Raw genomic sequence first — 14762 nt, 5'->3', positions numbered from 1 at the left:
CTCGTCTAATGATCGGCTTTGAGGTGGTTTGTAATGAAAGAATGGTCAGAAGCCATTCAGTGGTGGAATAAAAATCAGGTGAAGCTCATGGACATTCGTCATCTGGTCTTGAAGCCGGGACAGGCAATTAAGCCGTATGTTTTGCCAGCCCATGCTTTTTTGCTGATGGTCAGAGGAGAAGCCATTGTTCATTTGGGTAAAGAAAAGCTTAGGTCCAACCAGACGCAGGTTCTGCATGTTGGCAAAGGCACAACTATACATATCCAGTGTCTGGATCTCCCCTTGGAATATTATCTTATTTTATATAAACCCCAGCCAAGCTCCACTGGTACCGACCCGTCGAGAGTAGAAAACGTACAACAAGAGTATGAATTTTCCCCGCAGCAGTATTATTTTGCAGCAACATATCCGCTGTCGCTAATTCCCATAATGGAGAGAATGCATGAATGCTGGGCAAGCAGCGAAGAATTGGACAGGTTGCAGGTTACAGGACTGTTGTATCAGTTTGTATACGAACAGTTTCGTCAATGGAAGCAGGCGAGTGATCAGGTAGCTGATCCTCCAGAATTAGCCGAGCAGATTGCAGCATACATTCAGGAGCACTACGCACATCCCGTGTCCATGGAGGATATGGCGGCCCAATTTCATTACAGCAGTCATTATCTGGCACGGGTATTCAAGCGAAAATTCGGTTGCAGTCCGATGGATTACGTCATCCAAACCCGGATGAACCAAGCCAAAGTATTGCTAACAGAGACAGAGGCTCAGATTCGTGATGTGGCTGAGAGCGTTGGATATAAAGATTTGTACTACTTTAGCCGAATCTTCAAACGAATGATGGGAGAAACTCCTGCTCAATATAAAATGCACAGTCATCTGTTTAAAGGTTCAAATCGTACTAATAAGAAGTCTGAATCGTTCATTGCTGGAGAACTCACACAACGCTATATTGATAATAACGATAATCATTATCAATACAACACTTGGAGCGTGAATGACTTGAATGTTCGTTTTAAGCCTACTTTGGCGGTCAGTTTATTATTTAGTTTATCCCTGCTATTAGCAGCTTGCGGGGGAGGAGCTGATCCACAGTCAACAGCAAATGAAGATGCTTCACTGCCTGTAACCAAAATGTATACCGACGCATCGGGGAGAACGGTTGAGATTCCAGCCCAATCTGCCAAACCGGTTGTGATCACATATGGGGGGTATTTGTTGCCACTCGGAATGAAGCCAGCGGGTGCCAACAAGGAAACACTGGATCTGTACCCGGAAGAGATGGCTAATGTACCGGATATCGGATCAGGAACGGGGAACGTAGAAGTGGTCTCGGATCTAGAGCCAGATCTGATCATCGTACCTGATTATACAAGCACGGAAGTGATCGGCACCTATGAGAAAATTGCGCCTACGATTACGGTAGCCTGGGGCGGTGACCCAGATGTCATCAACACCCTGAGAACGATGGGTGAGATTATGGATAAAAAAGAGGAAGCAGAGCGATGGATTGCTACTTTCGAAAGTAAATTGAATGGGATCCGGGATGAACTGAACATCAATATTGAACCGGGAACAACGGCCATGTCCTTCGTTATCTACAATAAGGAGGTATTACTTGGGGGAGAAGGCGGCACATTGGGCAAGTTGATATACCAGGATTTCGGATTTGATATGCCTGAACAGTACAAAGCCTATGCAGATGGTGGAACCGTGCTCTCATTGGAGAAGCTGGCGGATAAACCTGCAGACTACTTCTTCACTCAGATGGACGATGAAGAGATGGAGCAGATGATGGAGCTATTCAATGAGCCGGTGTATCAGAGTATTCCTGCGATCAAAAATCATCGGATCATTAATGTTTCTCGCAACTATTGGAATTATGGACCTTATCTGGTCGACAAGGGGCTGGATAGCCTGATTGAGCAAGTGAGCAAGCTACAGGAATAAAAAAACATTTCATTCTACAAATTTGACGCAAATCACGTTATATCAGAGCAGGTTCATAGGTGGATGCGCCTATGGCCTGTTTTGTTATGTCGGCGGTTCTGTATGATTAAAGCTTACAACCTCTGGGCACAGCGACCGCCATGCTCAATATTTATGGGCTTCTGGCTGGGCAGATACCCGAAGCAATGTAGGTTCCGATTCGATATGATATGGAACTTGCAGAGCTTGTTTTTAATGTTACCCATTCAGAGAGATATATTGACGATTAAAAAAAGATATTGCGAACGCTTACATTATGTGCTAACATCACCATAACAACAGGATTGTAACCGTGTTTAGGGCAATACCTGTGTCAGTTCATTCGTTGGTTGTTTGTTCATCAAACGATTGATTGCGTTTACATTTTCATATGGAATGAACCTCATTCCTCAGGGTTGTTACTGATTGCAGGCAAAACCTGAATTGAGGGCAGTAGACCACGCTAAAGCGATGTCTGTTTGCCTTCGGTTCAGGTTTTTTTTATATAAAAAAATGCCTGATGGCATGACCGCAAGCGCCGTAGCAGATATTTCGAGCAGAAAGGAGCGCAGCAGATTTAATTTTTCATAAATAGAGATATAGACTCATCCAGACATTGGAATACTGATTCTTAGATACGCATTTCAACTGAACATTTCCAATGAAATTATCCCAACACACACTATTCGACAGCGAGGAGATTTATGACATGAAAACCATTAAACGTTCGATTGCTGTAGCAACAATTCTGGGGTTATGTGTATCCGCTCTACCAGCTTATGCAGCAGGCAATACAGGACCTACTTCTTCTGCAGCGATGGACAAGCTGATCCAATCCGAGCTTATTCGCGGCAGCGGTCAAGGTGTTAATGCAGCTTATCTGAACAAAAAGGCAACACGCATTCAGGCCGCAGTACTTTACTTGCGTTTGTCCGGATTGGAGAAAGAAGCACTCGCTTATCAGGGATCGGAAACGTACGACGATGCGGCTCAGGCAGGCAAAGTATTGCAACCGGTCGTTGGTTACTTGAAGCAGCATCCGTATGTATCTGAGATCGTAACAGGAACGGAGAAGTTTGAACCTAATGCACCCCTTACAGCGGAAGGTTATGCCGAAATGCTACTGAAGGTGCTTGGATATGAAGCAGGTACGGATTATGAGCAGGGATCAGCTTCCACCTATGCGGCTGGGAAAGGAATCATGGCGCTTCAAGGGAAGGGAGCGAGTCAACTTACCAACCGCCTAATGGCAGAGGCAACCGCACAGGCTTTGCAGATACAGCTCAAGAATGGCAGTGGAACCTTGGAGCAGAGTTGGTTGAAACATAAAGAAGCTGGGGCGTTCAAACCTCAAACGGTGCAACAGACCAAGTATGGCGCGATTGATGGCAAGACCTATGAGCAATATGGCACGCTCGGTTGGCTCGGTGTTCCTTACGCGGCACCTCCGGTAGGGGAACTGCGCTGGAAAGCCCCGCAAGAACCGGAATCATGGACAGGAACCAGATCGGCTAAGGAATTTGCAGCGAACAGCTTGCAGATCTCTGGTAAAAATACTGTAGGCAGCGAGGATTCGCTGTATCTCAATATCTGGCGTCCCGACACAACCAGTTCGAAACTTCCGGTTATGGTGTTCCTGCACGGCGGTGGGAATATGACCGGATCAGGTAAAGATTTTCAAGGTGAACAGCTTGCACGGAGTACCAACAGCATTATCATCTCAGTGAATTACCGTTTGGGAGCCCTTGGATTCTTCGAGAATGCAGCACTGAAAACAGGCAATGCCCTGGATGACTCAGGTAACTATGGTCTGCTTGACGCATTCCGTGCATTGGAGTGGGTACAGGATAATATCGAAGGATTTGGCGGAGATACAGGCAATGTTACATTAGCCGGACAATCTGCTGGTGCACGTGATGTGCTGGCAACTCTGATCTCGCCACTTAGCAAAGGATTGTATCAAAAAGCAGTTGCTTTCAGCGGAGGATTGACGACAGCATCACCGGAAGAAGGTGAGCAAAAATCCGAGGATGTGCTTGTGAAGCTACTCGTGCAAGAGGGGAAAGCGGCTAATGCAGAAGAAGCAAAAGCATGGATTGGCAAGCAATCTCAGGCACAGCTGGAGAGCTACCTGCGTGGACTGCCTGCGGACAAGTTGGTCACAGCGTTTGGTGCAACGGCAATCCGTATGGACCCATTCCCGCATCTGTTCCGTGATGGCACAGTGATTCCAAAAGAAGGATTTGACGCCATTAATAATGGCAATTACACGAAAGTCCCTGTATTGCTCGGCAGCCTGGAAACGGAGTTCTCCGGTTTTGCCTTCGGTGATCCAAACTTCTCTCCATCCATCACGGATGAGACTTTGTTTACCGATAAAACCAAGGCGGAACAATATGCTGCTGCGTTGAAATACGGTAGCGAAGCTTATGCAGGCTTTAATGCAGAGCGTGTAGCGGAGCAATTGACCAGTGAAGCAGGTCAGCCACCGGTATATGCGTATCGTTTTGCATGGGGCACACAACCTGGGGTCATCTCTGAGCGTTTGCTCACGTTACTGGGCGCACCACATGGTGCGGATATGGACTTCTATACAGGACACGCAGACGGAATTGCTGCCTACTTCCCTGATGGGTACTTTAGCGATACAAACAAACCAGGACGTGATCAGTTGTCCGCCGCGATGGCAGCATATCTGAAGCAGTTCCTGTACACAGGCAATCCAGGTACGGGTGGATCACCTGATCTAGCGGCATGGACACCTTGGACGAAAGATGCTCAAGCCCCAATCATGCGTCTGGATGCTAGCAATACAACGGCAGAGATTGGCATGTCCACACAATATAATCAAGACAAAGACGCCGTTATGGCAAAGATGAAAAAAGAATTGCCTGAAGAAACGTATAAACTGTTGACGGAAAAAGTGTTCGCAGGTCGTTTCTTCTGGGAATAAGGATCACCGGATAGGAAGGTATATATAGATAAATTGAAAGCCAAGGGAGCATGCTCTCTTGGCTTTTTATACTGTTCGTTATGCTTAATTATGGTATTGTTGTAAATATAAATTAATAGAATGTCGGAAAGGGGAAAAGTAAAGTTATGATTAGCTCTATAGGTATTGCAGGTATTATAACGCTATTAATTTTCTTTATTATGATTGGTCTTGTATTATATCTGGTTTTCTATCTTGTGATGAAGAGGTCTGGCGTCAAAGAGGAAGTATCCGCATTAAGGATGGAAGTACGAGTGTTGCAAGAGGAAGTAGAGCGGAACAGGCGGGAATTGGAAAATATGAAGCGTCGATAACCTTTGCAGCATTATATGTGGGTACGTGGAATAGCGCGTACAATAGTATGAGAGGATAGGGGCTTTTCGCCCCCACCTACTCAATACAACGTGACACCGCTCAGTTCAGCCTTTACATACCGAGGGCACTCGAACTATTTCTTGGCAAAAAAACTAAGTGTTCCCGTGCTTTCATCTGCACTCACAAACAGGCTGCGTCCGTTAACACGATGAATTCCCTCTGGTGATTCTCCGGCTGTAGGAATCAGACCCAGGTAGTCCGGATTGACCGGATCAGCAAGATCAAAGAACAAAATGGCATCTGCCCGTTCGGAAGCTACGGCTGCATACGTAGTGCCGTCTACAGTAGCAACGGTCAGGTTCTCGACTTCGCTGCCTTTGTTGGGGCTGCGATCATCGGGATACAAGCCAACCATGGCAGTTGCCTCGTCAATAAGATTCTGGCTATCGTACATCCTCTGGCCTTGCAGATTCCAGACAGCAATATTACGTCCGCCTGCTTTTACACCATCCTCAAATTCATTTTTGCCCAAATCCCCTTCGTTAGCTGTCAGCAGGTATTTACCATCTGCCGAGAAAGCAATCCCATCCGGTTCATAACGAGCGGTCAACGTCTCTTTAAACTGAACGATACCGTCATCCTTCAGATCTGCTTGATGTGAAGTAGTACCAAGCGCGAAGATCGAGCTGATTTTTTTTGTCTCCAGATCTACGATGGCAACGACATTGTTTTCCTGTAAAGTGATAGCTGCTGTTTTACTATCTGGACTAATGGCAACATACTCTGGTTGTGGATCATGCGGATAGATGGCACCTTCTACATTGTCCAGAGATACTGGCAAATTGGTGATTTCACCCTCCAATACGTTCCCGCCAGCAAAAGATACAACCATAATGCTACCCGGACGTTTGGTGTTGGCATAGTCAATTTCATCCGCAGCTGTATTCAGCTCTTCATCCTCTATGGCGATCACCGCATGCAGACCGTCAGGTGACAGTGCAATCGAGTCAGGACCAATGCCCAGTTCATACGTTTTTACGGTTTTGTAGGTTGTTAGATCGACAATGGCAAGCAATCCTTTGTTTGCTTCACTGTCTGTATCCCCTGTACGAATAACAGCAAGACCGTATTTGCCATCTTTGGACACGGTTACGCTTGTGACTTCAGCTTTGGCGGAGAGGTCATGGAAGCTGACTGTCTTTAATACGTTAATGTTTTTCAAGTCAGCAATATCCAGTATGGCAATGCTACCATTGTCCGCTTCGGTTACGAGCAGGCGCTGTCCATCTGGCGTGGAGGCTGATATTTCTGCTTTGCCACCAGGCATCTGAAACGATGCGGTCTGTTCAAAACCGGTTTTATTTTGTTTCAGGATCAGTTGATCCGTAATTAATTTTAGCGTTTGGGAAGATACATACGTTGTACCTTTGGTGATGTAGCTTTTACTGTCCAAAGGGGTTTTCACACCGTTGATGGTGGCTGAAGACGTCCCTACAGGAAGTTGTACTTTGGTATCTGCGATCTGGATATCAACACTGCGACTGCTTCCGTTCCATGTGGCCGTACCCTGCATATTTTGGATGGCTGTGCGCAGTACGACATGATCATTGGTGGTTTTAGTTGCGTCAGCGGCATGAATCATGGATGTGTAGCTGGTTGCTCCTGCGGTAAGAATGGCAGTCATCGACAGAACGGCGAGCCATTGATTTCTCTTTTTCAATGTTCCAGATCCCCTTTATCGTTTCGTGTGTAATGAGTTGTACAATTGTTTTAGTATAGGGAGCTTATGTTAAGGAGAGGTAAGAGAAGTCTGCGATTTGTGTAAAAGGTTAGATAAGAGATATTTTTCCAAATTGGATATGTAAGTTAGTGTATAAAATGATGTTGCCACATGAAGAAAAAAGCAGACGTGAGCCTTCATATATATAGGACTGGTCGAACGGGCGAAAATACGCTAGAATTATAATTGAGAATCATTATCAATTAATTCGGGCTTTTTTACTGACAAGTCTGATCAAGATATAGGCGAGGTGAATACCCATGCGCACGGATGATGCATTAGGCGTAGTATATCAGCATTACCTGACCCAGGAGCCTTACAGTCAGCAAGATGAACACACGTATCTGCTCTCTCCCAAGGCGGGAAGTGGCAATATTAAAAGAGTAACGACATACAGTGGCATTGAGATTTTATATTCCCAGGTTGAATATCATCAGCCTTATCCTACGTATTTTGCGTCCGAAACGCCCATTGTGGAATTGCAATTTGCCTTGTCAGGAGAGCGAAATGTGGATATATCCGGTCAGGATTATTCATTATCGATAGGGCAAGGGGCCCTTATTTTTATGCATGATTTCGAAGCGTGGTTTCATCCTCCGGCAAGGGAACTGTATACGTCCTTTTCGCTGGGGATTCCGGTTTCTCTGTTCAATTATGCTGCGGCACAACTGGGCGGTTTCAAGTCGATTGCGTTTAATCAGGTGTTGGGACGAAAAGTGTTCAAGCCGATTGTATTTCAATTGGATAACCGGATACGAACGATGATTGACAGTCTGATTGTAGAATTAAACAACAGTTATCGATCATCCTTAATGATGGAAGCGACAGCGTTGGAGATCTTAAATCGATTTATGATCCAATTGTTTGATCTGGCGCCAATTCCCGCGGGATTCTCCAGAGAGGACATCCGGAAGTTACATACGGCACGGGAGATTATGGAGGCTTGTATGGTAGATCCTCCATCTTTGCTAGCATTGTCCAGACAGGTGGGTCTTAACGATTTTAAATTAAAAAAAGGATTCAAGGCACTTTTCGGAAGCACGGTGTTCGAATATTTGCGTCAGGTTCGTCTCGACAACGCCATGAAGTTGCTGCGCAATCAGAATAACAACGTCACCGAGGCCGCGATTGCGGTCGGTTACAGCAATGTCAGTGCCTTTTCGCAGCAATTTTATCGCAAATTCGGCGTGAAGCCTTCCGAGATGAAAAAGATTTATTAAATAAGATGAACAGAAACTTTACACGAGAACGAAGAGTGTAGAACCAGTCTGGAGAAGCGGAGCGTTCGCCTTTATCAACGGATTTCTCCCTTTAATAGAAGGGAATCACGGAAATCCGGTGATAACAGCGATCGGAAGATGGTACTGTAATCGTAGTGGTCTGGTGTAAAGTTTTAAGGGTTCATCTTATTTAAAATAAGATTAATAATCCGGCTTGCCGTGAATTGTTCCGTATAGAGGCAGTGGGGATTCATTCAGCCTTGTATACTCCAGGTACAGTGGGTACTGTACTGAAATATAGAGGAGTGTACAAACATGAATAGAATCAGTGGAAGTATTTTTTTTAGCGTATTTGCAGCCATGTTGGGTCTGATGCTAATTGCACCCATTATGCCACCACTTATTCGCGAGTTGGGCATGAAAGAAAGTCATTCCGGTCTTATTATCTCGCTTGGGTCCATTATGATGGCTGTCATGGCTCCGGTATGGGGCAGATGGAGTGATCTGAAGGGTAGAAAACCCATCATATTGATTGGGTTCATAGGAATGTCTGTGAGCTGTGCATTATTTGCACTGGCATTGTACGGGGGATTAAATGCATGGATCGGAGGAGGGCTCCTGTTAACCCTTCTGATTGTGACACGCAGTCTGATTGGCATGTTTATTCCTGCCGTACTTTCTTCTGCTCAGGCCTATATGGGTGATGTGACAGAAGGGGAGGAGCGGGGAAGCGGGATGGCGATTATCAGTGCTGCGAATGGACTTGGCCTAGTATTTGGACCTGCGATTGCAGGAGCATTTACCCTTATCGGTCTGCTCTGGCCGCTTTATTTCGGCATTTTTATAGCGATAGCTGCGTTTATTATTGCCTTGTTGTTAATCCCGTCAGCGAAACCGATCATTCAGGTAAAACCGCCTAAAGTCAACCCGTTCCAACGTGGTTTACGAATGTACCTTGCTGCCGGCTTGGTCACGATGATGGGTATCATGACACTACAGGTTGTCGGGGGATTTTATTTTCAGGATCAACTGGCTCTATCCTCAGCGGCGACGGCTCGAATGGTTTCGTTTGGACTCATGTTCTCTGGAGTAGCGATGTTGATCATGCAGGTCATTCAGATGAAATGGTTGAAATGGCAGCCACGCCCAATGATTTTGCTCGGGTCCCTTTTCCTGATCGCAAGCATGATCCTGTTTTTGGTCTTTAATGTGTTATCCATGTATTATTTCTCGTTTTTCCTGTTTGGCATGGGTTCGGGTCTGATGATGCCGGGGTTCATGGCAGGTGCTTCGCTGGCAGTTAGCAAAGAACAGCAGGGAGGTGCAGCGGGATTGGTAGCAGCGATTCAGGGGATATCCGCCGTCATTACGCCTTTACTTACAACGACACTTTATCAGGTGGACAAACATGTTCCATTTATGCTCGTAGCTGTTCTGGTTGTCTTGCTGGCAATCATGATGATGGGAATGCGGAAGAATGAATCCAATACTGTAACGGACCCCATTCATTCGTTATAGTCAGACAAAGTCAGAAGATCAAATAAGGTCAAAACAAAAGAAAATAGGATCTATTTTAAAATAGTGAACCATGATGAAAGAAAATCGGTTTTTTTCGTCTTTTACAGACTTTGAGCCTTATTTGCACGGGTATTATAATAATCAATGTAAGCAACACCAATAAACCAACCACACAAAAGGAGCTGATTTTCATGTTTGATCTGATTCCGTTTCGTAAACGAAATGAAGACCCGTTCGGACACATGTTGAAATCCTTCAATGACATGGTTGAGAACTCATTCCTCTCCCCTTTTGGAACTGGCTCCCAGCCATTCCGGACCGACATTCGTGAGGAAGAAGACAAATATTCGGTAGAAGCCGAGCTTCCGGGCATTGCCAAAGAGGATATCGACATTCAGGTTCAAGGTAATGAATTGATTATTCGTGCCAAACGCAATGATGTAGTGGAGCAGAAGGATGACTCCAATCGAATCATACGGCAGGAACGCCGTTCCGGCGAGTTTATCCGGCGATTCTATGTTGATCATATTGATGAGGAACACATTAAGGCCAAATTGGAAGAAGGTGTGCTGAAGCTCGAGATTCCAAAACGTCCTGGTGATGATCAATCTCGCAGACGCATTCAAATTGACTAAACCAGATGCAAAATGTGTAGCTGAAGAAGTTGAGCTATCCCTTTATGGTAATAGGCATGGAAGAACATCTGTAAAGATGTTTTGTCATGTTATCCCATGAAGGGATTTTTTACATAACCGGGTTAATGGAATTGAATATGAATTGTGCTGCATAGGAATGTAGCGGAGAAGCCGGATACGGCATCCAAGTTAACACGAATCTGATCGGCTGCATAAGTGAAACTTAGCTGTAAACAAACGTTAGATGCCTCCACAGGGGAGAACATCTCTTGCTGAATATGTTCAAAATGGAAGTGCACCTGCTGTTCCCATTCCTGATCAGTATTATGCGTTAGTACAAGAGAGAGGGATTGTATATTTTGGACTGTTTCCAGCTGCACATCCGTAATTTCGTCATAATGGAAGGGAGGGAAATAGCCCAGAGTTTCGATTACATGTTGCGCTCCGAGAATGGAAGCCAAAGGAGAAAATTCGCGTTCCAACCTCCGAATATCCATTAACTGTGCCTCGTACTGAGGACTTGTATAGAGCAGGAGAGAGTCTGGTTCGCATTCCACGACTGTTCCGATAAAAGCAGCCCAGTTCGCGGTACCTTCCTCACCAACGGTAACAAGCAGTTGATCTTGAGCAAGCAAGTCGATTGCCCTATTGGTATGGAATTTCACTCGAAAACCTTGTCCCTGTATCTGCCAGGGAGTCTGGGGTGCATACCAGAAAGGTTCCCGCTCTACGGATCGGACACTGACGTTTAATGTCCATGCTCTGTTCATTAGACTACCTCCAATTGCCACAAGCTGTGTGGCATCATCTCCACCTGTCTGTATTATTTCTCTGCTGCTGCTTGCATCAGGGCATAAAACTTACGTGTGGTATTCACATTTCTAACCGTCATATAAGCATAGACTTTGGAACCCACAAGCTTGTTCATGCCACTTTTGGACGCATCTTCTCTGCTGACTGAATATAAAATCGCTCCGGGAACATAGATTAGTGTGCCGATTCCCGGTTTGATGGGCAGCTGGTTCAGCACGGAGGGATCATTGATCTCATCCCATAGGAACATCACATCACTTTTGGCTGTGTCATCATTAACCCATTCTTCTGGCAGCGCCTGAATAACGGATTGAATTTCATCCATATTCCGCACCATTACCCTGATCTGTAAGCCAAAATCGGCGGCGATGGCCTGTTCTAACACATGGGATATCTCCACATTCGCATTGGCATGTTCCTGATGATCGGCAAAAATAATATTGCCAGAATTGATATAGGTAACGACATCCAGCATGCCTGCTTGTTCAAATGTTTCTTTCAGCTGCTTCATATTGATTTTATTATTTCCGCCTACATTAATGCCTCGTAACAAAGCCACATAGATCATATGGGCGCCCCTCCTTGATATGAACTGTACTTTAATAACAATTATAGGGAATAACTTAGAATGTCTAATTGAATAATGTGCAACTATCGAATGATATAGGAAGATTAATACATAATTTCTTTGAAGTTATTATATATAAGTATACAAAAAAAGAAACTATAAACCATTTTCAGGAATGTAACCAAATCAAAATTGAGTATGATATTATGAAAGATGGTTCTATTGATTTAATCTTGATATGAAATTTCTTCTATAAATTTCTATTACTTTGAATTAAAAATATTGAGAGGTGTTTAGGTTGTCTTCACTTAGCGATTTAGCAAGAATATATTCTGCTTCATTTATCCGACAAATTATCTCATCTGGATACCAACCATTACTTGATGAACTCTCGAAATCTTTTGAATTTGTCAAAGAAGCTAATATTAATGGAGATTTTCGACTCTTATTCGATGAAGCATATAGTATACTTTTGAAGCACTATAGATGTGAATATATTTACAAATCGGAACTATATGGTAAAATGAAAAAAGAAAGTCGTAAAAAGATGAAAAATGGCATATTGACCGAAGTGAAAAGTGGGAGTTGTGTCGCAGATTTGTTGTGGTTGAATGGGACTTCAATAGCTTATGAAATAAAAACTGAAATTGATAACAATCGGAGATTAGCTAATCAGATAAATTCTTATCAACAGTTATTCAAGCAAACTATGGTTGTCTCATATGAAAAAAACATCGAATTAATACTTTCACAAGTACCTAATCATGTAGGAATTATGTTTTTGAGTAAAAGAGGGGCATTAAAAGTATATAGAGAAGCTGGAGAATATACTAACGAATTAAATCCTGGTTCAATGTTTCTGACACTAAGAAGACATGAGTATGAAGCAGTGATTAAAGAAGCTTATGGTGATGTGCCAAGAGTCTCGGATGCATTCATTTTTGAAGAGTGTTTAAAATTGTTCAAGGAATTGGAACCATTAGATGCACATGATTTGATGGTCAAACAACTCAAGCTTAGAGCTCAAGCCAAAATAGATAATTCTTTTGTTTGGCCTAAATCTATTAGGTTTCTACTTGAGAGGGGTTCTCTTAAAAGATCAGAAGTTTTACAGTTTCGTAGAATAATACATTAAATGTTATCTAATAGGAGGATAAATTATGTACTTTCCTTTTCTACGTGGTAAGCAAAATGAGCTTTTTGCAATAAATGAATTAAACTTTTTGATCAAAGAAAGTCAAAAAGTAACTCCGATAATTGAACCCGTTAATCTCAATTCAACAACTAGGAGGATACTTCCTGAAATAAATAACTCGGGAGTCCCTTTTGTTCTAATTGTTAATCCACAAACTGGAGACTTAAGTAATAAGGGATATGAAATTTATAATCCCTTATTAGAGGTATTCGAAAATAAAAACATAGTAAGTTTAGGCTATTTTATTACAGAGTCAACAAGCATATCGGAACTAGAGCAAGTAATGAATTTTTACAAAGAATTCTCGTTCTCTTTTATCTACATAGCGGGTAATTATAATATTTTAAATTTTATAGAAGGATCCAAGGAGAAAAGAGACATCGATTATCACATTTTCCAAGATGGGAAAGTTAGTAATTCGTTTTCTAATTCTTTTAAACAATTTAATAGGGTTATTATTAAAGATTGTTTTAACCGTTTATCACGCAATGCTGATTATCAGTCTGCTGAGTATTATTCAGATTTAATTTGCGTGTATAGGCCAGATTTTTTTGGCTTTGGAGATTATCAAGTAATAGGTTCAGGAACAGGAGGAGGAGGACCTGCTCATGCAGTTGCCCTACATTTAACCTATAAAAATAGTCCCGAGAGCAATGAAATTTGGATTCGTCACTTTGTATCTGATGATAAAGAAGGCACTTCGAACGTTCAAGGTAAGTATTTTCAAGCTTTAAGTAAGCTTGTTGAGTTTCTAAACGAGTATAATAATACTCCTGAAACTATAGGAGCTAAACAATTTCGTGATAATCTAGCTGACGGAGTTTTCCATCAATTGGGATTCCCTAAAAAGCTTTCTGTTAAGCATCACATCGAATTAATGATACAACTACTAGAACCCGACAATTAATGTTGGGTTCTAGTTTGATAATAGCGTTATTACAGAGTAAATATATAATTAACAAAAGGACAGATACTCGAACAGATGAGCAGTATACTCTTCTCCCAACAGATCTTGCAATAAAGGTTCCACTTGTTCCAGATACTCGGGCTTAGTTTCATAGGTTTCTTCATCTTTTACTTCTCCGGCATAGGTGCGCGCCGCTTCAATCAGGATGGCTAGTGCACTGAAAAAGTCTGACAGCGAATCAGCAACACGGTTTGGTTCTCCACCTGTAAAAGCGGCATATACAGGAGAGTTTGGTGCTTCCACATCTACAATTAACGGATCATCGTTAAAGTTCGCGATGACGACGTGATTTTTTGGCCAAGTGGAGGACTCCTCATAAGGTTCATTCATGCCAATCCAGCGGAACCCCAGTTGCTGACGAAGCAGATGTTCAGGTGCGACAAAGGAAATAAGTGCGGCATCACCGATTTCGACGGCGGCATTTTTCATTTTGAGTGTACCTTCCGCATCCGCATCCATCATTTCATAATGACTGTACAGATACTGAAGTTCTGGAGAAAGAGGTATTCGTGTATCCACTTCCGGCTGGTGATGTTGTTCGCGGGGACGCAGATCATGATTTTTGAAAAGTCCATAAGCTTCATTATATAAATCCTGCTGTTCCACCAAACGGCTTAAGGCCGCATCCAGTTGTTGCATGATGTCTGAGTCCTCCTAATAACATTGATATAATAACAGGCCGATTCGTTTGATTCTTGGCTATAAGCATTATACTATATCAAAGATAAATTCAAAAAAACATTTGAATACGTTTACATTCATGAGTGGACATGATATACTTTCACTCAAATAAG

12 protein-coding genes are annotated in these 14762 nt (G+C 43.2%); 8 read left to right on the top strand and 4 right to left on the bottom strand.

The features are described 5' to 3' along the window. The first annotated feature begins 33 nt into the window (after positions 1-33). The 3 genes from MHI55_RS23020 (at position 34) to MHI55_RS23010 (ending at position 5271) form a co-directional block, all read left to right on the top strand. Complete coding sequence (locus tag MHI55_RS23020; RefSeq protein ID WP_340387081.1) at positions 34-1947, top strand: helix-turn-helix domain-containing protein; 1914 nt, start codon at positions 34-36, stop codon at positions 1945-1947. 727 nt (positions 1948-2674) lie between these two features. Beyond that, positions 2675-4918, top strand: a complete 2244-nt coding sequence (locus MHI55_RS23015) for a carboxylesterase family protein (protein ID WP_340387079.1) — start codon at positions 2675-2677, stop codon at positions 4916-4918. A gap of 146 nt (positions 4919-5064) precedes the next feature. Further along, the gene (locus MHI55_RS23010; protein WP_036668655.1) at positions 5065-5271 is read left to right on the top strand and encodes a hypothetical protein; all 207 of its coding nucleotides are present in this window, start codon (positions 5065-5067) and stop codon (positions 5269-5271) included. 134 nt (positions 5272-5405) lie between these two features. Here MHI55_RS23010 and MHI55_RS23005 read toward each other — a convergent pair whose 3' ends face one another. Further along, complete coding sequence (locus MHI55_RS23005) at positions 5406-6992, bottom strand: stalk domain-containing protein (RefSeq protein WP_340387077.1); 1587 nt, start codon at positions 6990-6992, stop codon at positions 5406-5408. A gap of 320 nt (positions 6993-7312) precedes the next feature. On the opposite strand from MHI55_RS23005, the gene MHI55_RS23000 reads away from it, so the two are divergent. From MHI55_RS23000 to MHI55_RS22990, 3 genes are all read left to right on the top strand, one after another. Beyond that, the gene (locus tag MHI55_RS23000; protein ID WP_339194927.1) at positions 7313-8272 is read left to right on the top strand and encodes an AraC family transcriptional regulator; all 960 of its coding nucleotides are present in this window, start codon (positions 7313-7315) and stop codon (positions 8270-8272) included. Positions 8273-8587: 315 nt separating this feature from the next. Then, the gene (locus MHI55_RS22995; protein WP_340387075.1) at positions 8588-9790 is read left to right on the top strand and encodes an MFS transporter; all 1203 of its coding nucleotides are present in this window, start codon (positions 8588-8590) and stop codon (positions 9788-9790) included. A 191-nt stretch (positions 9791-9981) separates the two neighbouring features. Beyond that, entirely contained in the window at positions 9982-10425 is a 444-nt protein-coding gene (locus MHI55_RS22990; protein ID WP_074096020.1) for an Hsp20/alpha crystallin family protein, read from the top strand. A 122-nt stretch (positions 10426-10547) separates the two neighbouring features. Here MHI55_RS22990 and MHI55_RS22985 read toward each other — a convergent pair whose 3' ends face one another. After that, complete coding sequence (locus tag MHI55_RS22985; protein WP_340387073.1) at positions 10548-11195, bottom strand: Imm50 family immunity protein; 648 nt, start codon at positions 11193-11195, stop codon at positions 10548-10550. A 53-nt stretch (positions 11196-11248) separates the two neighbouring features. Continuing rightward, a complete protein-coding gene (locus MHI55_RS22980) occupies positions 11249-11806 on the bottom strand; it encodes a DUF1697 domain-containing protein (protein ID WP_340387070.1) in 558 nt (185 codons plus the stop codon). A gap of 298 nt (positions 11807-12104) precedes the next feature. On the opposite strand from MHI55_RS22980, the gene MHI55_RS22975 reads away from it, so the two are divergent. Further along, entirely contained in the window at positions 12105-12941 is an 837-nt protein-coding gene (locus MHI55_RS22975; RefSeq protein ID WP_339186290.1) for a sce7726 family protein, read from the top strand. A 25-nt stretch (positions 12942-12966) separates the two neighbouring features. Continuing rightward, positions 12967-13908, top strand: coding sequence for a sce7725 family protein (locus tag MHI55_RS22970; RefSeq protein WP_339186291.1), 942 nt, complete (start codon positions 12967-12969; stop codon positions 13906-13908). A 48-nt stretch (positions 13909-13956) separates the two neighbouring features. Here MHI55_RS22970 and MHI55_RS22965 read toward each other — a convergent pair whose 3' ends face one another. Next, positions 13957-14607, bottom strand: a complete 651-nt coding sequence (locus MHI55_RS22965; RefSeq protein ID WP_340387068.1) for a hypothetical protein — start codon at positions 14605-14607, stop codon at positions 13957-13959. Positions 14608-14762 lie beyond the last annotated feature (155 nt).

Source organism: Paenibacillus sp. FSL E2-0151 (genome assembly GCF_037993015.1).
Classification (GTDB): domain Bacteria; phylum Bacillota; class Bacilli; order Paenibacillales; family Paenibacillaceae; genus Paenibacillus; species Paenibacillus amylolyticus.
Note: the sequence above shows the minus strand (reverse complement) of the source record. Positions and strands in the feature narration are given on the sequence as shown.

What these genes read in the sequence shown, in the direction of transcription:
- MHI55_RS23020 (WP_340387081.1), top strand. Translation starts at nt 34, where the DNA reads ATGAAAGAATGGTCAGAAGCCATTCAGTGGTGGAATAAAAATCAGGTG.
- MHI55_RS23015 (WP_340387079.1), top strand. Translation starts at nt 2,675, where the DNA reads ATGAAAACCATTAAACGTTCGATTGCTGTAGCAACAATTCTGGGGTTA.
- MHI55_RS23010 (WP_036668655.1), top strand. Translation starts at nt 5,065, where the DNA reads ATGATTAGCTCTATAGGTATTGCAGGTATTATAACGCTATTAATTTTC.
- MHI55_RS23000 (WP_339194927.1), top strand. Translation starts at nt 7,313, where the DNA reads ATGCGCACGGATGATGCATTAGGCGTAGTATATCAGCATTACCTGACC.
- MHI55_RS22995 (WP_340387075.1), top strand. Translation starts at nt 8,588, where the DNA reads ATGAATAGAATCAGTGGAAGTATTTTTTTTAGCGTATTTGCAGCCATG.
- MHI55_RS22990 (WP_074096020.1), top strand. Translation starts at nt 9,982, where the DNA reads ATGTTTGATCTGATTCCGTTTCGTAAACGAAATGAAGACCCGTTCGGA.
- MHI55_RS22985 (WP_340387073.1), bottom strand. Translation starts at nt 11,195, where the DNA reads ATGAACAGAGCATGGACATTAAACGTCAGTGTCCGATCCGTAGAGCGG.
- MHI55_RS22980 (WP_340387070.1), bottom strand. Translation starts at nt 11,806, where the DNA reads ATGATCTATGTGGCTTTGTTACGAGGCATTAATGTAGGCGGAAATAAT.
- MHI55_RS22970 (WP_339186291.1), top strand. Translation starts at nt 12,967, where the DNA reads ATGTACTTTCCTTTTCTACGTGGTAAGCAAAATGAGCTTTTTGCAATA.
- MHI55_RS22965 (WP_340387068.1), bottom strand. Translation starts at nt 14,607, where the DNA reads ATGCAACAACTGGATGCGGCCTTAAGCCGTTTGGTGGAACAGCAGGAT.